This is a genomic window from Halodurantibacterium daqingense, assembly GCF_042666235.1.
Taxonomy (GTDB): domain Bacteria; phylum Pseudomonadota; class Alphaproteobacteria; order Rhodobacterales; family Rhodobacteraceae; genus Halodurantibacterium; species Halodurantibacterium daqingensis.
Window position 1 is genome coordinate 201,942 of sequence record NZ_JBHTFQ010000002.1, and the last position, 18,191, is coordinate 220,132.

18 protein-coding genes are annotated in these 18,191 nt (G+C 65.9%); 16 read left to right on the plus strand and 2 right to left on the minus strand.

Going from position 1 to position 18,191, the window contains the following annotated elements:
* Positions 1-362: 362 nt before the first annotated feature.
* Complete coding sequence (locus tag ACFQXB_RS04395) at positions 363-1,040, minus strand: sugar transferase (RefSeq protein ID WP_449301241.1); 678 nt, start codon at positions 1,038-1,040, stop codon at positions 363-365.
* 238 nt (positions 1,041-1,278) lie between these two features.
* Here ACFQXB_RS04395 and ACFQXB_RS04400 point away from each other — a divergent pair, with 238 nt between their 5' ends.
* Complete coding sequence (locus ACFQXB_RS04400) at positions 1,279-2,442, plus strand: isovaleryl-CoA dehydrogenase (protein WP_377399719.1); 1,164 nt, start codon at positions 1,279-1,281, stop codon at positions 2,440-2,442.
* Positions 2,443-2,477: 35 nt separating this feature from the next.
* Here the strand turns inward: ACFQXB_RS04400 and ACFQXB_RS04405 are convergent, their stop codons facing one another.
* Positions 2,478-3,098, minus strand: a complete 621-nt coding sequence (locus tag ACFQXB_RS04405) for an OmpW/AlkL family protein (RefSeq protein ID WP_377399722.1) — start codon at positions 3,096-3,098, stop codon at positions 2,478-2,480.
* Positions 3,099-3,229: 131 nt separating this feature from the next.
* Here ACFQXB_RS04405 and ACFQXB_RS04410 point away from each other — a divergent pair, with 131 nt between their 5' ends.
* From ACFQXB_RS04410 to nuoH, 15 genes are all read left to right on the plus strand, one after another.
* Positions 3,230-4,834 carry a carboxyl transferase domain-containing protein gene (locus tag ACFQXB_RS04410; RefSeq protein ID WP_377399725.1) on the plus strand — a complete coding sequence of 535 codons (1,605 nt, stop codon included), beginning with the start codon at positions 3,230-3,232 and terminating at the stop codon, positions 4,832-4,834.
* 7 nt (positions 4,835-4,841) lie between these two features.
* Positions 4,842-6,782, plus strand: a complete 1,941-nt coding sequence (locus tag ACFQXB_RS04415; protein ID WP_377399728.1) for an acetyl/propionyl/methylcrotonyl-CoA carboxylase subunit alpha — start codon at positions 4,842-4,844, stop codon at positions 6,780-6,782.
* Positions 6,779-7,429, plus strand: coding sequence for a glutathione S-transferase family protein (locus ACFQXB_RS04420; RefSeq protein WP_377399731.1), 651 nt, complete (start codon positions 6,779-6,781; stop codon positions 7,427-7,429). The genes ACFQXB_RS04415 and ACFQXB_RS04420 overlap by 4 nt, the downstream gene beginning before the upstream one ends.
* 1 nt (position 7,430) lies before the next feature.
* Positions 7,431-8,282, plus strand: coding sequence for a hydroxymethylglutaryl-CoA lyase (locus ACFQXB_RS04425; RefSeq protein ID WP_377399734.1), 852 nt, complete (start codon positions 7,431-7,433; stop codon positions 8,280-8,282).
* Positions 8,283-8,288: 6 nt separating this feature from the next.
* Positions 8,289-9,071, plus strand: coding sequence for a crotonase/enoyl-CoA hydratase family protein (locus ACFQXB_RS04430; RefSeq protein ID WP_377399737.1), 783 nt, complete (start codon positions 8,289-8,291; stop codon positions 9,069-9,071).
* 242 nt (positions 9,072-9,313) lie between these two features.
* On the plus strand, positions 9,314-9,679 hold the full coding sequence (locus tag ACFQXB_RS04435) for an NADH-quinone oxidoreductase subunit A (RefSeq protein ID WP_377399740.1): 366 nt from the start codon (positions 9,314-9,316) through the stop codon (positions 9,677-9,679).
* Complete coding sequence (locus ACFQXB_RS04440) at positions 9,670-10,203, plus strand: NuoB/complex I 20 kDa subunit family protein (RefSeq protein ID WP_377399743.1); 534 nt, start codon at positions 9,670-9,672, stop codon at positions 10,201-10,203. Before ACFQXB_RS04435 ends, ACFQXB_RS04440 begins: the two co-directional genes overlap by 10 nt.
* Positions 10,204-10,214: 11 nt before the next feature.
* Positions 10,215-10,820, plus strand: coding sequence for an NADH-quinone oxidoreductase subunit C (locus tag ACFQXB_RS04445; protein WP_377399746.1), 606 nt, complete (start codon positions 10,215-10,217; stop codon positions 10,818-10,820).
* Positions 10,820-12,028, plus strand: coding sequence for an NADH-quinone oxidoreductase subunit D (locus ACFQXB_RS04450; RefSeq protein WP_377400722.1), 1,209 nt, complete (start codon positions 10,820-10,822; stop codon positions 12,026-12,028). The genes ACFQXB_RS04445 and ACFQXB_RS04450 overlap by 1 nt, the downstream gene beginning before the upstream one ends.
* A complete protein-coding gene (locus ACFQXB_RS04455) occupies positions 12,028-12,306 on the plus strand; it encodes a hypothetical protein (protein WP_377399749.1) in 279 nt (92 codons plus the stop codon). Before ACFQXB_RS04450 ends, ACFQXB_RS04455 begins: the two co-directional genes overlap by 1 nt.
* Positions 12,306-13,427, plus strand: coding sequence for an NADH-quinone oxidoreductase subunit NuoE (nuoE, locus tag ACFQXB_RS04460; protein WP_377399753.1), 1,122 nt, complete (start codon positions 12,306-12,308; stop codon positions 13,425-13,427). The genes ACFQXB_RS04455 and nuoE overlap by 1 nt, the downstream gene beginning before the upstream one ends.
* 59 nt (positions 13,428-13,486) lie before the next feature.
* Positions 13,487-13,708, plus strand: coding sequence for a DUF5337 domain-containing protein (locus tag ACFQXB_RS04465; protein WP_377399756.1), 222 nt, complete (start codon positions 13,487-13,489; stop codon positions 13,706-13,708).
* A 10-nt stretch (positions 13,709-13,718) separates the two neighbouring features.
* Positions 13,719-15,014, plus strand: coding sequence for an NADH-quinone oxidoreductase subunit NuoF (gene nuoF, locus ACFQXB_RS04470; protein WP_377399759.1), 1,296 nt, complete (start codon positions 13,719-13,721; stop codon positions 15,012-15,014).
* 4 nt (positions 15,015-15,018) lie between these two features.
* Complete coding sequence (gene nuoG, locus ACFQXB_RS04475; protein ID WP_377399761.1) at positions 15,019-17,028, plus strand: NADH-quinone oxidoreductase subunit NuoG; 2,010 nt, start codon at positions 15,019-15,021, stop codon at positions 17,026-17,028.
* Positions 17,029-17,152: 124 nt separating this feature from the next.
* The gene (nuoH, locus tag ACFQXB_RS04480) at positions 17,153-18,190 is read left to right on the plus strand and encodes an NADH-quinone oxidoreductase subunit NuoH (RefSeq protein WP_377399764.1); all 1,038 of its coding nucleotides are present in this window, start codon (positions 17,153-17,155) and stop codon (positions 18,188-18,190) included.
* Position 18,191 lies beyond the last annotated feature (1 nt).

An 18,191-nucleotide genomic window follows, 5' to 3' on the forward strand; every position in this document is an offset into this window, starting at 1 on the left:
GTCGCCATCCGAACCGCGCTCTGCGGCTCTCGGCCTGGCCCTTCAGGTGGCGGAACCCGGCTGTTTGCAGCCAGAGCTCTCTCCCGCGCGACCAGCGGGCGCCAAACGACAGGGCGGGGGTCGATGCGGCTACGCGCGCGCAGGATGACGGTCCACCTTTGCGGACGGTATCGGCACATGGAGGTGGCTCCCCCGCGCGCGCAGGACGACGTGCGGAAGGCAAACCCGAATTTCGGTGTTTCGGGTGGCTCCCCCGCGCGCGCAGGACGACGGGGGCAATCAGTTAATCTTCGACGTTACACCGGATGGCTCCCCCGCGCGCGCAGGACGACGGGTCCGACCGCATGCTGCGCGCCGCGAAACTAGCTTCCCCGCGCGCGCAGGACGACGACGATGGTGCGAAGCAGGATCAGCAGGTCAAGCCCAAGGCTCAGCCGTTGCCAATAGGCCCCGTCATAGCGTTCGCGTTGCGAAAAGGCGCTTTCGCTGCGCGGGCCTACCTGCCAGGGGCCGGTGATGCCGGGGCGCATCCGGTAGTAGGGCGCATCGTCGCGTCCCTGATGGTAGAGGATGCGCTGATCCGGGGTGAAGGGACGCGGGCCGATCAGGCTCATCTCACCGCGCAACACGTTCCAGAACTGCGGCAGCTCATCCAGGCTGGTGCGCCGCAGGAAATGGCCCAGACGGGTGATGCGCGGATCGTCCCGCAGCTTCTGGCGGCTGTGCCAATCGTGCGCGGCATCCGGATGGCGGGCCAGATGCGCGGCCAGCACCGCTTCGGCATCGACAACCATCGTGCGCAGTTTCCAGCATCGAAACATGCGCCCGTCACGGCCCACGCGCGGCTGCGCGAAGAACGCAGGCCCCCCGTCGCGCCGGATGAGAAGCGCCAGAAGGCCCACCAGCGGCAAGGCGAGCGGCGCGGCAAGCAGCACCATCATCAGATCGAACAGGCGTTTTCCGTAGTGCCGGTAAAGCCCCGGCTGATTGCCGGAGACGCCGGCCCGATGCCCTTCCTCACTCAGGTCGTAGTAGGACATTCTGCCCCCCGTCGCTGGCTAGCTCTGTGAAGGCCATACTGGCCAAACCATGCACCGGGCCGCGCCCAACCCTGTCTTGCCGACAAATGGTTAATTAAGTCCTAAGAAAACCGGGGTTTCGGGGCGAAAGGCGGGACTCGGCGCCATGGTGGCCCTTCCGACACCGCCCTGACCCGTTGACGGGCAGGCGCCGAGGCGGTATTTATTGAACAGTCGTTCAGTAATGGGAGGAGCGGCCATGTTCATGGCATCGATGCAGTTCGATCTGGGCGAAGACATTGCCGCCTTGCGCGACATGGTGCATCGCTGGGCGCAGGAACGGGTTGCGCCGATGGCGGCCGAGATCGATCGCAGCAACGCCTTTCCGGCCGCGCTCTGGCAGGAAATGGGCGCGCTTGGCCTGCTGGGCATCACGGTTCCCGAGGAGGACGGCGGCAGCGGCATGGGCTATCTGGCGCATGTGGTCGCGGTCGAGGAGATCGCCCGTGCCTCGGCCTCGGTCGCGCTGAGCTATGGCGCCCATTCCAACCTGTGCGTGAACCAGATCAAGCTCAACGCCTCGTCCGCGCAGAAGGCGCGCTTTCTGCCGGGGCTGGTGTCCGGGGCCAAGGTCGGTGCGCTGGCCATGTCCGAGGCGGGCGCGGGATCGGACGTCGTGTCGATGAAGTTGCGGGCCGAACGCCGCAACGGCCACTACCTGCTGAACGGATCGAAATACTGGATCACCAACGGCCCCGATGCCGACGTGCTGGTTGTCTATGCCAAGACCGATCCCGAGGCCGGCGCGCGGGGCATCACCGCGCTGATCGTCGAGCGCGGCATGACCGGATTCTCGACCAGCCCGCATTTCGACAAGCTCGGGATGCGGGGATCGAACACGGGCGAACTGATCTTCGAGAATTGCGAGGTGCCCTTCGAAAACGTGCTGGGCGAGGAGGGGCGCGGCGTCCGCGTCCTGATGTCGGGGCTGGATTATGAACGGGTGGTGCTTGCGGGCATCGGCACCGGCATCATGGCTGCCTGCCTGGACGAGGTGATGCCCTATATGCACGAGCGTCGCCAGTTCGGGGAAAAGATCGGCAACTTCCAGTTGATGCAGGGCAAGATCGCCGACATGTACACCGCGCTCAATACCGCGCGCGCCTATGTCTATGAGGTGGCGAAGGCCTGCGACCGGGGCGTGGTCACCCGTGCCGATGCCGCGGCCTGCGTGCTTTATGCCAGCGAACAGGCGATGGTGCAGGCGCACCAGGCCGTGCAGGCGCTGGGCGGGGCGGGTTTCCTGAACGATGCGCCGGTGGCGCGGCTGTTCCGCGACGCCAAGCTGATGGAGATCGGCGCCGGGACATCGGAAATCCGCCGGATGCTGATCGGGCGGGAACTGATGGCCGCAACGGAATGAGCCGGGCCGCCGCGGGAGACGGCCCGGCCGAGGGCTCAGAAGCGGTGCACGTAGGCGAGGCCCGCGACGACCGGATCGATCTTGACCGTGCCGATCTCTTCGCCGTTCAGGCGCACCTTGGTGTCGATGTCGATCCAGCGCAGGTCGGCGCGCAGGGCGCCGCGGTCGCTGATCCGGTAGTCAAGCCCGGCATGCAGCGCCAGTCCCCACGAATTCTTCAGCGACAGGTCGTTGCCAGTCAGCGCGCCGGTGGTCTTTTCGCTGAAGAAGGCGGTGTAGTTGACGCCGGCACCCAGGAACGGCGTGACGCTGCCCAGCCCGGTGAAATGATATTGCAGCGACACGACCGGCGGCAGATGCTGCGTGGTTCCCACCTTGCCCAGGCCGTCGATGCTGATGTCATGCTTGAAGGGCCATGCCGCCAGAACCTCGATCCCGACGTTGTCGCGGATGAAGTATTCGAAGGTCACGGTGGGGCGGATGTTGCTGCCCACGTCCACGGCAAGCGTGCCATCGGCAAGGCTGCCGTTGTTGCTGCGCGGTTGCACGCTGTGCAGGCCAAAGCCAAGCGTCCAGTCGCCGGCCTGTTGCGCAACGGCCGGGGCGGCCAGGGCGCAGGCTGCAACAAGGCTGCAGGCGAAAGCGGTCGTTTTCATTTTCGTGTCCCTCGGTTGTCGATGCGGGCAAGGCTTGATCCGCGCGGCGGATCTGACGTTGATGTAGATCAAGAAGCAGGGCGGTTTCGGGCCGCTGCGGCGCCTTGCCGCGCCGTGAAAGGAGTTGGACGATGAAGCTCGAGAGCAAGGTTCTCACCGGCTCTGAAACCTTCCGCGCGAATCGGGCCGCCCATGAGGCTGCGTTGGCCGAGGTGCGCGAGGCTGCGCTGCGCGCCGCGGCGGGCGGGGGAGAAAAGGCGCTGGCCCGGCATGTGTCGCGGGGCAAGATGCCACCGCGCGAACGGGTGGCGAACCTGCTTGATCCTGGCGCGCCGTTTCTGGAAATCGGCGCGACGGCGGCGCATGGCATGTATGACGGCGCAGCCCCCTGCGCCGGTGTGATCGCGGGCATCGGCCGTGTCATGGGGCAGGACGTGATGGTGGTGTGCAACGACGCCACCGTGAAGGGCGGCACCTATTACCCGATGACGGTGAAGAAGCACCTGCGCGCGCAGGAGATCGCCGAGGCGAACCATCTGCCCTGCATCTACCTTGTGGACAGCGGCGGCGCGAACCTGCCGCAGCAGGATGAGGTCTTTCCCGACCGCGACCATTTCGGCCGCATCTTCTATAATCAGGCGCAGATGAGCGCCAAGGGCATCCCCCAGATCGCCGTGGTGATGGGGAGCTGCACGGCGGGGGGCGCCTATGTGCCCGCCATGTCGGATGTGACGATCATCGTGAAGGATCAGGGGACGATCTTCCTGGCCGGCCCACCCCTGGTGAAGGCCGCGACAGGTGAGGTGGTGAGCGCAGAGGATCTGGGCGGCGGCGATGTGCATACCCGCCTGTCCGGCGTTGCGGATTATCTGGCGGAGGATGACGCGCATGCGCTGGCGCTTGCCCGGCGCGCGGTCGGCCACCTGAACCGCCGCAAGCCCGACACCGTCGTCTGGGCCGCGCCGGAGGAGCCTGCCTATGACCCGGAGGAAATCCTTGGCGTCGTGCCTGCCGGTCTGCGCACGCCCTATGACATCCGCGAGGTCATCGCCCGCACCGTGGACGGCAGCCGCTTCGACGAGTTCAAGCCCCGTTTCGGCGAGACGCTGGTGACCGGCTTTGCCCATGTGAGGGGCTGCCCGGTGGGCATCGTCGCCAACAACGGCGTGCTGTTTTCCGACAGCGCCGTGAAGGGCGCGCATTTCGTGGAGTTGTGCAGCCAGCGCCGCATCCCGCTGGTCTTCCTGCAGAACATCACCGGCTTCATGGTGGGCCGCAAGTATGAGAACGAGGGCATCGCCCGCCACGGCGCCAAGATGGTGACGGCAGTGGCGACGACATCGGTGCCCAAGATCACCCTGCTGGTCGGCGGCAGCTTTGGCGCGGGGAACTACGGCATGGCGGGACGGGCCTATTCCCCCCGCTTCCTGTGGTCCTGGCCCAACAGCCGGATCTCGGTCATGGGGGGCGAACAGGCGGCGGGCGTGCTTGCCACTGTCCGGCGGGAGGGGATCGAACGCGCCGGCGGCACATGGACGGCCGAGGAGGAGGCCGAGTTCAAGCGCCCCACCATCGAAATGTTCGAGCGGCAGAGCCATCCGCTTTATGCCAGCGCCCGGCTTTGGGATGATGGCATCATCGACCCGCGCAAGACCCGCGATGTGCTGGCCCTGTCGCTTTCGGCGGCGCTGAACGCGCCGATCGACGAAACGCGCTTCGGCGTCTTCCGGATGTGAGGCTCAGATGTTCACGAAGATCCTGATCGCCAACCGCGGCGAAATCGCCTGCCGCGTCATCCGCACCGCCCGTCGCATGGGGGTCGCTACGGTGGCCGTCTATTCCGATGCCGATGCGGGCGCGCAGCATGTCGCGCTTGCCGATGCGGCGGTGCATATCGGCGGGCCGGCGCCCTTTGACAGCTATCTGCGCGGCGACCGGATCATCGAGGCCGCGCTTGAAAGTGGTGCGCAGGCGATCCATCCGGGCTATGGCTTCCTGTCGGAAAACCCGGATTTCGTCGATGCGGTGGTGGCGGCGGGGCTGGTCTTCATCGGGCCGTCGGCAGAGGCGATCCGGGCCATGGGGCTGAAGGATGCGGCCAAGGCGCTGATGACGCGGGCCGGCGTGCCGGTTGTGCCCGGCTATCACGGCGAAAACCAGGATCCGGGCCATCTTGCCGGTGCGGCCGATGCCATCGGCTATCCGGTCCTGATCAAGGCCGTGGCGGGTGGTGGCGGCAAGGGCATGCGCCGCGTCGACCGCGCGGCGGATTTCGCCGACGCCCTTGCGAGCGCACAGGGCGAGGCGCGGACCGCCTTCGGCAACCCCGCCGTGCTGATCGAGAAATACGTCGAAAAGCCGCGCCATATCGAGGTGCAGGTCTTTGGCGACGGGCGCGACGCCATCCATCTGTTCGAACGCGACTGCTCGCTGCAGCGCCGCCATCAGAAGGTGATCGAAGAGGCCCCGGCCCCCGGCATGACCGAGGCGATGCGCGCGGCGATGGGCGAGGCGGCCGTGCGCGCGGCCCGCGCCATCGGCTATAGCGGCGCCGGCACGATCGAGTTCATCGTCGATGCAAGCGAGGGCCTGCGCGAGGATCGGTTCTGGTTCATGGAGATGAACACCCGCCTGCAGGTCGAACATCCGGTGACCGAGGCCATCACCGGCATCGATCTGGTGGAATGGCAGTTGCGCATCGCAAGCGGCGAAGCCTTGCCCGCCCGGCAGGAGGATCTGACGATCCGGGGCCACGCCTTCGAGGCACGGCTTTATGCCGAGGACGTGCCGGCGGGCTTTCTGCCGGCCACGGGGCGGCTTGCGCATCTTGCCTTTCCGCCGGGCGTGCGGGCCGACAGCGGCATTCGGGCCGGCGACGTAATCTCGCCCTGGTATGATCCGATGATCGCCAAGGTGATCGTTCATGGACCCAGCCGTGCGGCGGCGCTGCAACAGCTGTCCTTCGCGCTTGCGAAAACGCAGGTGGCCGGATCGGTCACCAATCTTGCGTTTCTTGGCGCGCTGGCACGCCACCCGGATTTTGCGGCGGGCGACGTGGACACAGGGCTTATCGCGCGGGATCTGGACCGGCTGGTGGTGGACCCGGCGCCTTCCCCCGAAGTGACGGCACTTGCGGTTCTGGCCGCGCTGCGGCTTCCCGCGGCGGACGGAATGCAGGGCTTCACGCTCTGGCAGCCTTTGCGCCGCGCGGTGATCCTGCTGCGGGCGGGGCGCGAGATCCCTGCCACGGTCGAATGCCATGCCGACCGCGTGCTGGTCACGCTTGAGGAAGGTGTGATCGACTGCCGCTGGCGCGACGGGCAGTGGTGGTTGAACGGGGCAAAGTCGGGGGCGCAGGTGGTGCCGGGCGCGGAGGGCACGGTCACCGTCTTTGCCGATCATGCCTTCACCTTCGAACGGCTCGATCCGCTGTCGCGCGCGGCCGAGGCGGCTGTTGCGGGCAACGTGATCGCGGCGCCGATGCCGGGACTGGTCAAGGCGGTGTTCGTGGCGCCGGGCCAGGCGGTGGTGGCAGGCGATCGTCTTGCCGTGCTCGAGGCGATGAAGATGGAGCATACGCTGATCGCCGGGCGCGACGGCACCGTGGCCGAGGTGCTGACCGAGGAAGGCGCGCAGGTCGAAGCCGGGGCCGCGCTGGTGCGGCTGGAGGACGAGGAGCCATGATCCGACTGCATCACTGCGCGCAGGCGCGCAGCTTCCGCATTCTCTGGCTGCTCGAGGAAATCGGGCTGGACTATATGCTGGTGCGCCACAGCTTCTTCGACCGGTCGTTGCGCGCGCCCGCGTTTCTGGCACTGTCGCCGGCGGGACGGGTGCCGGCGCTGGAAATCGACGGACGGGTGATGTTCGAAAGCGGGGCCATTACCGAATGGCTGTGCGAAACCCGCGCCCCGCACCTTGGCCGCGCGGCCTGGGATCCGGAACGTGCGGATTACCTCGAATGGCTGCACTATGCCGAAACGATCGGTCAGCATCTGGCGGTTCTGACCCAGCAGCACATCGTCCTGCGCGAGGACTGGATGCGCAGCCCCACGGTCATGCGGCTTGAGGCGGTGCGGCTGGAAAAGGCGCTTGCCGGCGCAATGGCGCGGCGGACGGGCGACTGGCTTCTGTCGGGCTTCAGCGCGGTGGATGTGGCGCTGGGCTATGGCGCGCTGCTGGCGCGGCGCTTCATTGCGCCCGATGCCGTGCCGGGGCTTGCAGACTACTGCGCCCGCCTGCAGGCCCGCCCGGCCTGGCGCCGCGCGCTGGAACAGGACGGCCCGGCCGAGCTTTATACCCGGGATCACTATGCGCCGCCGGAGGCCTGAGATGGACCCTGTCGAGATCTTCGAGGTTGGCCCGCGCGATGGGTTGCAGAACGAAAAGCGCCTGATCCCGGCGGTGGAAAAGATCGCGCTGATCGATCTTCTGTCCACCGCGGGCTTCCGCCGGATCGAGGTGGCAAGTTTCGTCTCGCCCCGCTGGGTGCCGCAGATGGCGGATGGCAGCGAGGTTCTGGCGGGGATCACCCGCGTGCCGGGGCTGAGCTATGCGGCCTTGGTGCCGAACATGAAGGGCTATGACGCCGCACGCAGCGCGCGCGCCGACGAGGTGGCGATCTTTGCCGCCGCTTCGGAGGGGTTCAGCCGGGCCAACCTGAACTGCAGCATCGCGGAAAGCCTTGAACGCTTTGCCCCCGTTGCACAGGCGGCGCGGGAAGATGGCCTCCCGCTGCGGGGCTATGTCTCCTGTGTGACCGATTGTCCCTTCGATGGAGCGGTCGCGCCGGGGGCGGTGGCGCGGGTCGTGGCGCAACTGCGCGACATGGGCTGTTACGAGGTCAGTCTGGGCGATACCCTCGGCCAGGCCCGGCCCGAGGCGGTCGATGCGATGCTGGCGGCGGTGCTCGAGGAAATGCCCGCGCTGCGTCTGGCGGGGCATTTCCATGATACCTCTGGGCGGGCGCTGGAAAACATCGATGTGGCGCTGGGCCGCGGCCTGCGGGTTTTCGATGCGGCGGTGGGGGGCCTGGGCGGGTGCCCCTATGCGCCGGGGGCGGCCGGCAATGTTGCCACCGAGGCTGTTCATGACCACCTGACGGCGCGGGGCCATGACACCGGGCTGAACCGCGATCTGTTGCTGCAGGCCGGCGGCATGGCCCGCGCCCTGCGTATGGGATGAGAATAGATGTACGAAACCATCACCGCTGAAACCGATCCGCGCGGCGTCACGACGCTGACACTCGCGCGGCCCGAAAAGCACAATGCCCTGTCGCCGCAGATGATGGATGAGCTGACCGAGGCGGCCGACCGGCTTGGCCGTGATCCGGCGGTGCGCGTCGTGGTGCTGACCGGCGCCGGCGACAGCTTCTGCGCGGGCGGCGATCTGGGCTGGATGCGCGACCAGATGGCCGCCGATGGCGCGGCCCGTGCCCGCGAGGCGCGCCGTCTGGCCGAGATGCTGGCCCGGCTCGATGCCTTGCCGAAACCGCTGATCGGGCGCGTGCAGGGGCAGGTGCTGGGGGGCGGCATGGGGCTGATCTCGGTCTGCGACGTGGCGATCGGCGTGGCCCCGGCACGGTTCGGCTTTACCGAGACCGGGCTGGGGCTGATCCCGGCCACGATCGGGCCCTATGTCATCGCGCGGATGGGGGCCGCGATGGCCCGGCGGGTGTTCATGTCGGCGCGGATCTTTGGCGCCGAGGAGGCGGTGCGGCTCGGGCTTCTGGCGCAGGCCGTCGCGCCCGAGGCGCTGGACGCGGCCGTGGAGGAAGAGGTGCGGCCCTATCTGGCCTGCGCGCCGGGTGCCGTGGCCGAAGCCAAGGCGCTGGCCCGCCGTCTGGGGCCGGCAACGGATGACGCGGTGATCGCGCTGAGTATCGAGGCTCTGGTCGCCCGCTGGGACAGTGACGAGGCCGCCGAGGGCGTGGGCGCCTTCTTCGACCGTCGCAAGCCGCGCTGGGCCGAGTAACGTCCCGCCGGCCGCAGCCCTGCCGGCCCGGCTGATGAAATCGCCGATGGGGCGAGTCGCTCCAGGATGTCCGACTCGCCCTTCCGGTGGCCATTATCTTTGCACTGCAGCATGGCATCCCGAAAATCCGTCGTTTTGCGGGGGTTCCGGCCCTCCGGCTTTGGTTGACCCGGGCCGGAGGCAGGAGTAAACCGGGCGCAGCCAGTTTCCGGCGCAGTCTGCGCAAGCCGAAGGAGCCACCAGTGGACGCTCTGCTGAGAGAATACCTTCCCATTCTGATCTTCCTGGGCGTGACGGTTGCCTTCGGGCTCATCCTGCTGCTCTCGGCGGCGGTGATTGCCGTGCGCAACCCGGATGCCGAAAAGGTCTCGGCCTATGAATGCGGGTTCAACGCCTTTGACGACGCGCGCATGAAGTTCGACGTGCGGTTCTACCTTGTCTCGATCCTGTTCATCATCTTCGATCTCGAAGTCGCGTTCCTGTTCCCTTGGGCTGTGGCCTTTGCCGACATATCTATGGTGGGCTTCTGGTCGATGATGGCCTTCCTGGGCGTCCTGACCGTCGGCTTTGCCTATGAATGGAAGAAAGGAGCTCTCGAATGGGAGTGACGACCACAGCCTATGGCGCTGGCCCCGACAAGGAGGTCGCGACCCAGGCGCTCAACCGCGAACTGCAGGACAAGGGCTTCCTGCTCACCTCGACCGAAGACATCATCAACTGGGCGCGCACCGGCTCGCTCCACTGGATGACCTTCGGTCTTGCCTGCTGCGCGGTCGAGATGATGCACACCTCGATGCCGCGCTATGACGTGGAGCGTTTCGGCATCGCCCCGCGCGCCAGCCCGCGCCAGTCGGATCTGATGATCATCGCCGGCACGCTGACCAACAAGATGGCGCCGGCTTTGCGCAAGGTCTATGACCAGATGCCCGAGCCGCGCTATGTCATCTCGATGGGCTCCTGCGCCAATGGCGGCGGCTATTACCACTACAGCTATTCCGTCGTGCGCGGCTGTGACCGGATCGTGCCGGTCGATATCTATGTGCCGGGCTGCCCCCCCACCGCCGAGGCGCTGCTTTACGGTCTGCTGCAGTTGCAGCGCAAGATCCGCCGCACCGGCACAATCACCCGCTGAGGAGAGAGGCCATGTCCGAAGCCCTGCAAGAGCTTGGCGCGCATATCGAACTGAAGCGGCCCGATGCGGTGGCCGGATACCGCGTGACGCATGACGAACTGACGGTCGATGTGGCCCTGTCGGGCCTTGTCGACCTGGTTGCCTTTCTGCGGACCGATCCGAACTGCCGGTTTTCGTCCCTGATCGACATCACCGCGGTGGATCACCCCGAGCGGACGCAACGCTTCGACATGGTCTATCACTTCCTGTCGATGTACCGGAACCAGCGTATCCGGCTGAAGGCGAAGGTGCGGGAAGAGGATATCGTGCCGTCGATCTCCGGTATCCATCCCTCGGCCAACTGGTTCGAGCGGGAAGTGTTCGACATGTTCGGCATCCTGTTTTCGGGCCATCCCGACCTGCGCCGCATCCTGACCGACTATGGCTTCCGGGGGCATCCGCTGCGCAAGGATTTCCCGACGACGGGCTATACCGAGGTGCGCTATGACGAAACGCAGAAGCGGGTGGTCTACGAGCCGGTGAGCCTGGTTCAGGAATACCGGATGTTCGACTTCATGAGTCCCTGGGAAGGTGGCGACTACATCCTGCCGGGCGATCAGAAGGCAGAGGCAAAATGATGGACGGTTCCTTCAAGGACGCGGAAACGCACGAACAGAAAATCCGCAACTTCAACCTGAACTTCGGCCCGCAACATCCTGCGGCGCATGGGGTTCTTCGGCTTGTTCTGGAGCTGGACGGCGAGATTGTCGAACGGTGCGATCCGCATATCGGCCTGCTGCATCGCGGCACCGAAAAGCTGATGGAGACGCGGACCTATCTGCAGAACCTGCCCTATTTCGACCGGCTCGACTATGTGGCGCCGATGAACCAGGAACATGCCTGGTGTCTTGCGATCGAGCGGCTGACCAACACGCAGATCCCGCGCCGCGCCAGCCTGATCCGGGTGCTTTACTCGGAGATCGGGCGGGTGCTGAACCATCTGCTGAACGTGACCACGCAGGCCATGGACGTCGGCGCGCTGACCCCGCCGCTCTGGGGGTTCGAAGAGCGTGAAAAGCTGATGATCTTCTACGAACGCGCCAGCGGCGCGCGGCTGCACGCGGCCTATTTCCGCCCCGGGGGCGTGCATCAGGATCTGCCGCCTGCGCTTCTGGACGATATCGAAGCCTGGGCCGATCAGTTCCCGGCCCGTCTTGACGATATCGACACGCTGCTGACCGAGAACCGGATCTTCAAGCAGCGCAACGCCGATATCGGGATCATCACCGAAGAGGATATCCAGAACTGGGGCTTTTCGGGGGTGATGGTGCGCGGCTCGGGCCTTGCCTGGGACTTGCGGCGCGCGCAGCCCTACGAATGCTATGACGAATTCGACTTCATGATCCCGGTCGGCAAGAACGGCGATTGCTATGACCGCTATCTCTGCCGCATGGCCGAGATGCGGGAATCCGTGAAGATCATCCGGCAATGCATTGAAAAGCTTCGTGTTGAAAAGGGTGATGTGCTGGCCCGCGGCAAGATCACCCCGCCCAGGCGCGCCGAGATGAAGACCTCGATGGAATCGCTGATCCATCATTTCAAGCTTTACACCGAAGGCTTCCGCGTGCCCGAGGGCGAAATCTATGCCGCCGTCGAGGCGCCCAAGGGCGAGTTCGGCGTCTATCTGGTGGCCGATGGCACCAACCGTCCCTACCGCGCCAAGATCCGTGCGCCGGGCTATCTGCATCTGCAGGCGATGGATTTCGTCTGCAAGGGGCACCAGCTTGCGGATGTCTCGGCGATCATCGGGACGATGGACATCGTGTTTGGCGAGGTGGATCGGTGATGCGTATCGTGACCCTGTTCGTCGCGCTTGCCGCGCTGGCCGCCTGTCAGGCTCCGGCGCCGCAGCCGCAGTTCACCGGCACCCCGCGCGAGCGTCTGATCGCCGCCGTCGAGGCAGCGGGCTGCACCATCAGCCCGTCCAATTCCGCACGCATCCAGCAAAGCTCGGGCCTGAACGAGGCACAGATCCGGGCGCTTGCGCCTGAACTGGTGCAGGCCGGTCTGGTTCGTGTATCGGGTGCCGACTCGATCCAACTCATGACGGAGAACTGCCGCTGATGCTGCGTCGTCTTCATCCCGAACAGCCTGCAAGCTTTGCCTTCACGCCCGCCAACCTTGAATGGGCGCAGGCACAGATCAGCAAGTATCCCGAAGGGCGCCAGGCTTCGGCCATCATTCCGCTTCTGTGGCGTGCCCAGGAGCAGGAGGGCTGGCTGACCCGCCCGGCGATCGAATATGTCGCCAGCATGTTGGGCATGGCCTATATCCGTGCCCTGGAAGTGGCGACATTCTACTTCATGTTCCAGCTGCAGCCGGTTGGATCCGTTGCCAACATCCAGATCTGCGGCACGACAACCTGCATGATCTGTGGCGCCGAGGATCTGGTCGGCGTCTGTCAGGAACTGATCGCCGCCAAGCCGCACACGCTTTCGGCCGATGGCAAGTTTTCCTGGGAAGAGGTCGAGTGTCTGGGCGCCTGTGCCAATGCGCCGATGGCGCAGATCGGCAAGGATTATTACGAAAACCTTACCGCCGCGCGTCTGCGCGAGATCATTGCCGAGCTTGCCGCCGGACGGGTTCCGGTGCCGGGGCCGCAGAACGGACGCTATTCCTCGGAACCCGAGGGCGGACCGACGACGCTTGTGGACCATGTCGAGGGGCGCAACAGCCATAACGCCTCGGTTCGGCTGGCGCTGGATATCGGCGACACGGTCAAGCGCATCGACGGAACCGAAGTGCCGATCCTGACGCCCTGGTTGCAAGCCGAGCGTCCCAGCCCTGCCGAGGGCGAGGCGACCGAGCCCACCCCCGGTGCCGGCGTTCCGGCCGATGATACCGGCGTGACGGTGCAGGAGGCCCCGGCGACAACTGCTGCGCGCGCCGAACGGACCGAGCCCGCGAAAGCGGCCGATCGCGCCTCGGGCAGCGGGGTCAAGCCGGTGACGCTGTCCTCTCCGCGGACGGATCAGCGCGAGGATCTGACCCGGCTGGAAGGTGTGGATGCCGATACGCAGGCGGCGCTGAACGAACTGGGCATCTGGCATCTGGACCAGATCGCCGCCTGGACGGCGGAAGAACTGGCCTGGGTCGATGCCAATCTGAAGGGTCATGCCGGCCGTGCCAGCCGCGAAGGCTGGGTCGCCGCGGCGCAGGCGCTTCTGAAGGCGGACGGGAACTGACGGCTGCCGGCGCGGTCGCGCCGGGGCGAACAAGGCGATGAGGCCTGGAAGGGACGGCGATGGCAATATCCGATCAGGACCGCGCATTGGCACAGCAGGCACGGCTTGTAGCCGTGGTGCTGGTTGCCACGATGGTGCTGTGGATCGCCGCGCAATGGCTTGGCGGACGGTTCGGCTGGGAGGCGCGCTTTGCCTTCCTGTTCGACCTGGCGGCGCTGGCGGCCTTCGTCTGGTCGCTTGTGGTGACATATCGGATCTGGCGCAGGCGTCAGGAGAAGTGAGAGCGAAGCGATGCTGAAGGATCAGGACCGGATCTTTACCAACCTCTACGGGATGCACGAACGCACCCTCGCTGGCGCCAAGAAGCGCGGGCATTGGGATGGCACCGCGGGCATCATTGAAAAGGGGCGCGACTGGATCATCGACCAGATGAAGGCCAGCGGGCTGCGCGGCCGCGGCGGCGCGGGTTTTCCCACGGGGCTCAAATGGTCCTTCATGCCCAAGGAAAGCGACGGACGCCCGGCCTATCTGGTCATCAACGCCGACGAATCCGAACCCGCGACCTGCAAGGACCGCGAGATCATGCGCCACGATCCGCATACGCTGATCGAAGGCGCGCTGATCGCGAGCTTTGCGATGAACGCGCATACGGCCTATATCTATATCCGCGGCGAATATATCCGCGAACGTGAGGCCCTGCAGGCCGCGATCGACGAATGCTATGACAACGGCCTTCTGGGCCGGAACGCGGCGGGCTCGGGCTGGGATTTCGACCTGTTCCTGCATCACGGCGCCGGCGCCTATATCTGCGGCGAGGAAACCGCGCTTCTGGAAAGCCTCGAGGGCAAGAAGGGCATGCCGCGGATGAAACCGCCGTTCCCGGCCGGCGCCGGCCTTTACGGCTGCCCGACCACGGTGAACAACGTGGAATCCATAGCGGTGGTGCCGACCATCCTGCGTCGCGGTGGGGAATGGTTCGCAAGCTTTGGCCGCCCGAACAACGCGGGGCTGAAGCTGTTCGGCCTGACAGGCCATGTGAATACGCCCTGTGTGGTCGAGGAATCCATGTCGATCTCGATGAAGGAACTCATCGAGCGGCATGGCGGCGGCGTCCGCGGCGGCTGGAAGAACCTCAAGGCGGTGATCCCGGGCGGGGCCTCCTGCCCGATCCTGCCGGCCGATCTGTGCGACACCGCGATCATGGATTATGACGGGATGCGCGAGCTCAAATCGAGCTTTGGCACCGCCTGCATGATCGTCATGGACCAGCAGACGGACGTCATCAAGGCGGTCTGGCGGCTGGCCAAGTTCTTCAAGCACGAAAGCTGCGGCCAGTGCACCCCCTGCCGCGAAGGCACGGGCTGGATGATGCGGGTCATGGACCGGCTGGTGCGCGGCGAGGCCGAGGTCGAAGAGATCGACATGCTGCTTGACGTGACCAAGCAGGTCGAGGGGCATACGATCTGCGCCCTTGGCGATGCGGCGGCCTGGCCGATCCAGGGCCTGATCCGGCACTACCGGAACGAGATCGAGGACCGCATCAAGGCGAAACGGACCGGCCGCGTCAGCGCGGTCGCGGCGGAGTAAGGCGATGAGCAACCTGCGTAAAATCATCATCGACGGGATCGAGCTTGAGGTCGATCCGGCGATGACCCTCATCCAGGCGGCGGAACAGGCCGGGATCGAGATCCCGCGCTTCTGCTATCATGAACGCCTGTCGATCGCGGGCAACTGCCGGATGTGCCTTGTCGAAATCGTGGGCGGCCCGCCCAAGCCCGCGGCCTCCTGTGCGATGCAGGTCAAGGATCTGCGGCCGGGGCCGGAGGGCCAGCCGCCTGTGGTCAAGACGAATTCGCCCATGGTCAAGAAGGCGCGCGAAGGGGTGATGGAGTTCCTGCTCATCAACCATCCGCTTGATTGCCCGATCTGCGACCAGGGGGGCGAATGTGACCTTCAGGACCAGGCGATGGCCTATGGCGTGGATTTCAGCCGCTACCGCGAACCCAAGCGGGCCACGGAAGACCTGAACCTCGGCCCGCTGGTCGAAACCCACATGACGCGCTGCATTTCCTGCACGCGCTGCGTGCGCTTCACGACCGAAGTCGCCGGGATCACCCAGATGGGACAGACCGGCCGCGGCGAAGACAGCGAGATCACCAGCTACCTGAACGAGACGCTGGCCTCGAACCTGCAGGGCAACATCATCGATCTGTGTCCGGTGGGCGCGCTGGTCTCCAAGCCCTATTCGTTCAAGGCCCGTCCGTGGGAACTGAGCAAGACCGAAACCATCGACGTGATGGATGCGCTCGGCTCGAACATCCGGGTGGATACCCGCGGCCGCGAAGTGATGCGCATCCTGCCGCGCAACCATGACGGTGTGAACGAGGAATGGATTTCCGACAAGACGCGCTTTGTTTGGGACGGGCTGCGCCGGCAGCGGCTGGACAAGCCCTATATCCGTGAGAACGGGCGCCTGCGCCCTGCCACCTGGGCCGAGGCGCTGAACCGCGCGGCCGCGGCGATGAAGGGCCGCAAGGTTGCGGGCCTGGTCGGCGATCTGGTTTCGGTCGAAGCCGCCTTCGCGCTGAAACAGCTGATGGACCGCATCGGCGGCGTGACCGAATGCCGGACCGATGGTGCCAAGCTGCCGGCGGGCAACCGTTCGGCCTATGTCGGCACGGCGGCGATCGAGGATATCGACAGCGCCCGCAGCATCTATCTGATCGGCACCAATCCGCGGATCGAGGCGCCGGTTCTGAACGCGCGGATCCGCAAGGCCTGGCTGCAGGGCGCCGAGGTGCACCGTGTCGGGCCGGTCGCGGATCTGACCTTCGATGTGGTCGAGCACGGCTCTGACCGCGCCGCGCTTGTGTCGCTTGCCCGCGAGGCCGAGCCTGCCGAGGGCGCGATCGTCATCCTGGGGCAGGGGGCGCTGAACGAATCCGATGGCGCGGCGGTCCTGTCGCAGGCGATGAAGCTGGCCGAACGCCTGGGCGGCGGGCTTCTGGTGCTGCACACCGCCGCGTCGCGCGTGGGCGCGATGGACATCGGCGCCGTGACCGAAGGCGGGATTTCCGCGGCGCTGGACGGGGCCGAGGTGATCTACAATCTCGGCGCGGACGAGATCGAGATCGGCCAGGGGCCCTTCGTGATCTATCAGGGCAGCCACGGCGACCGTGGCGCGCATCGGGCGGATATCGTTCTGCCTGGCGCCGCCTATACCGAGGAACCGGGCATTTTCGTGAACACCGAAGGCCGTCCGCAACTGGCGCTGCGCGCAGGCTTTGCGCCCGGCGACGCGCGGGACAACTGGGCGATCCTGCGGGCGCTGTCGGCCGAGCTGGGGGCGGTGCTGCCCTATGACAGCCTGGCGCAGTTGCGGCAGGCGCTGGTTGCGGAAGTTCCGCATCTGGAACTGATCGACGAGGTGCCGCAGAACGCCTGGCAGCGCCTGCCGCTGCAGGAACCGGCAACGGCGAGCTTCCGCTATGCGCTTGGTGATTTCTACCTGACCAACCCGATTGCCCGTGCCTCGGCCCTGATGGCCGAACTTTCGGCACTGGAACGCGGGCGGCAGGCGGCGCCGCTTGCGGCGGAATGATCTGGCCGGCGCGCCCGGCGCGCCGGTTGACGAAAAGGGTGGCACGCCGGGCGCGAATGCGCTTTACAGCGGGCGATGCGACGAAGTGTCCGGCAGAGGCCGGAGCGGACGGATGTGAGGCATTATGGCTGACTTTTTGCAATCGGGGCTCGGGATCGCGCTGATCATCGTGGCGCAGAGCCTTCTGGTCATCATGTTCGTGATGATTTCGCTTCTGTTCCTTGTCTATGGCGACCGCAAGATCTGGGCGGCCGTGCAGATGCGGCGTGGCCCGAACGTCGTGGGCGCCTTTGGCCTGCTGCAATCGGTGGCGGATGCGCTGAAATATGTGGTGAAGGAAATCGTGGTGCCGGCCGGGGCCGACCGTCCGGTCTATTTCCTCGCGCCGATGCTGTCCTTCGTCCTTGCAGTGACGGCCTGGGCGGTGATCCCGTTCAACCCAACCTGGGTTCTGGCCGATATCAACGTGGCGATCCTCTTTGTCTTCGCGGTGTCCTCGCTCGAGGTTTACGGCGTGATCATGGGCGGCTGGGCCTCGAACTCCAAATACCCGTTCCTTGGCTCGCTTCGGTCGGCGGCGCAGATGATTTCCTATGAGGTGTCGCTGGGCCTGATCATCATCGGCATCATCATCTCGACCGGCTCGATGAACTTCGGGGCGATTGTCGCGGCGCAGGATGGCCCCTACGGCATCTTCAGCTGGTACTGGCTGCCGCATCTGCCGATGGTGGTGCTGTTCCTGGTGTCGGCGCTGGCAGAGACCAACCGCCCGCCCTTCGATCTGCCCGAGGCGGAATCCGAACTCGTCGCCGGCTTCATGGTCGAGTATTCCTCGACGCCCTACCTTCTGTTCATGGCCGGTGAATATATCGCCATCTTCCTGATGTGCGCCCTCATGAGCCTGCTGTTCTTCGGCGGCTGGCTGTCGCCCATTCCGGGCCTGCCCGATGGCGCGCTCTGGATGGTCGCCAAGATGGCTTTCTTCTTCTTTGTCTTCGCAATGGTGAAGGCGATCGTGCCGCGCTACCGCTATGACCAGCTGATGCGGATCGGCTGGAAGGTGTTCCTGCCGCTGTCGCTGGGCTGGGTTGTGCTCGTGTCTTTCCTGGCGAAATTTGAAATTCTCGGCGGCGCCTGGGCCCGCTGGGCAACCGGAGGCTGAC

Coding starts and splice junctions, on each gene's coding strand:
- ACFQXB_RS04395 (WP_449301241.1), bottom strand. CDS start 1,040: ATGTCCTACTACGACCTGAGTGAGGAAGGGCATCGGGCCGGCGTCTCC.
- ACFQXB_RS04400 (WP_377399719.1), top strand. CDS start 1,279: ATGTTCATGGCATCGATGCAGTTCGATCTGGGCGAAGACATTGCCGCC.
- ACFQXB_RS04405 (WP_377399722.1), bottom strand. CDS start 3,098: ATGAAAACGACCGCTTTCGCCTGCAGCCTTGTTGCAGCCTGCGCCCTG.
- ACFQXB_RS04410 (WP_377399725.1), top strand. CDS start 3,230: ATGAAGCTCGAGAGCAAGGTTCTCACCGGCTCTGAAACCTTCCGCGCG.
- ACFQXB_RS04415 (WP_377399728.1), top strand. CDS start 4,842: ATGTTCACGAAGATCCTGATCGCCAACCGCGGCGAAATCGCCTGCCGC.
- ACFQXB_RS04420 (WP_377399731.1), top strand. CDS start 6,779: ATGATCCGACTGCATCACTGCGCGCAGGCGCGCAGCTTCCGCATTCTC.
- ACFQXB_RS04425 (WP_377399734.1), top strand. CDS start 7,431: ATGGACCCTGTCGAGATCTTCGAGGTTGGCCCGCGCGATGGGTTGCAG.
- ACFQXB_RS04430 (WP_377399737.1), top strand. CDS start 8,289: ATGTACGAAACCATCACCGCTGAAACCGATCCGCGCGGCGTCACGACG.
- ACFQXB_RS04440 (WP_377399743.1), top strand. CDS start 9,670: ATGGGAGTGACGACCACAGCCTATGGCGCTGGCCCCGACAAGGAGGTC.
- ACFQXB_RS04445 (WP_377399746.1), top strand. CDS start 10,215: ATGTCCGAAGCCCTGCAAGAGCTTGGCGCGCATATCGAACTGAAGCGG.
- ACFQXB_RS04450 (WP_377400722.1), top strand. CDS start 10,820: ATGGACGGTTCCTTCAAGGACGCGGAAACGCACGAACAGAAAATCCGC.
- ACFQXB_RS04455 (WP_377399749.1), top strand. CDS start 12,028: ATGCGTATCGTGACCCTGTTCGTCGCGCTTGCCGCGCTGGCCGCCTGT.
- nuoE (WP_377399753.1), top strand. CDS start 12,306: ATGCTGCGTCGTCTTCATCCCGAACAGCCTGCAAGCTTTGCCTTCACG.
- ACFQXB_RS04465 (WP_377399756.1), top strand. CDS start 13,487: ATGGCAATATCCGATCAGGACCGCGCATTGGCACAGCAGGCACGGCTT.
- nuoF (WP_377399759.1), top strand. CDS start 13,719: ATGCTGAAGGATCAGGACCGGATCTTTACCAACCTCTACGGGATGCAC.
- nuoG (WP_377399761.1), top strand. CDS start 15,019: ATGAGCAACCTGCGTAAAATCATCATCGACGGGATCGAGCTTGAGGTC.
- nuoH (WP_377399764.1), top strand. CDS start 17,153: ATGGCTGACTTTTTGCAATCGGGGCTCGGGATCGCGCTGATCATCGTG.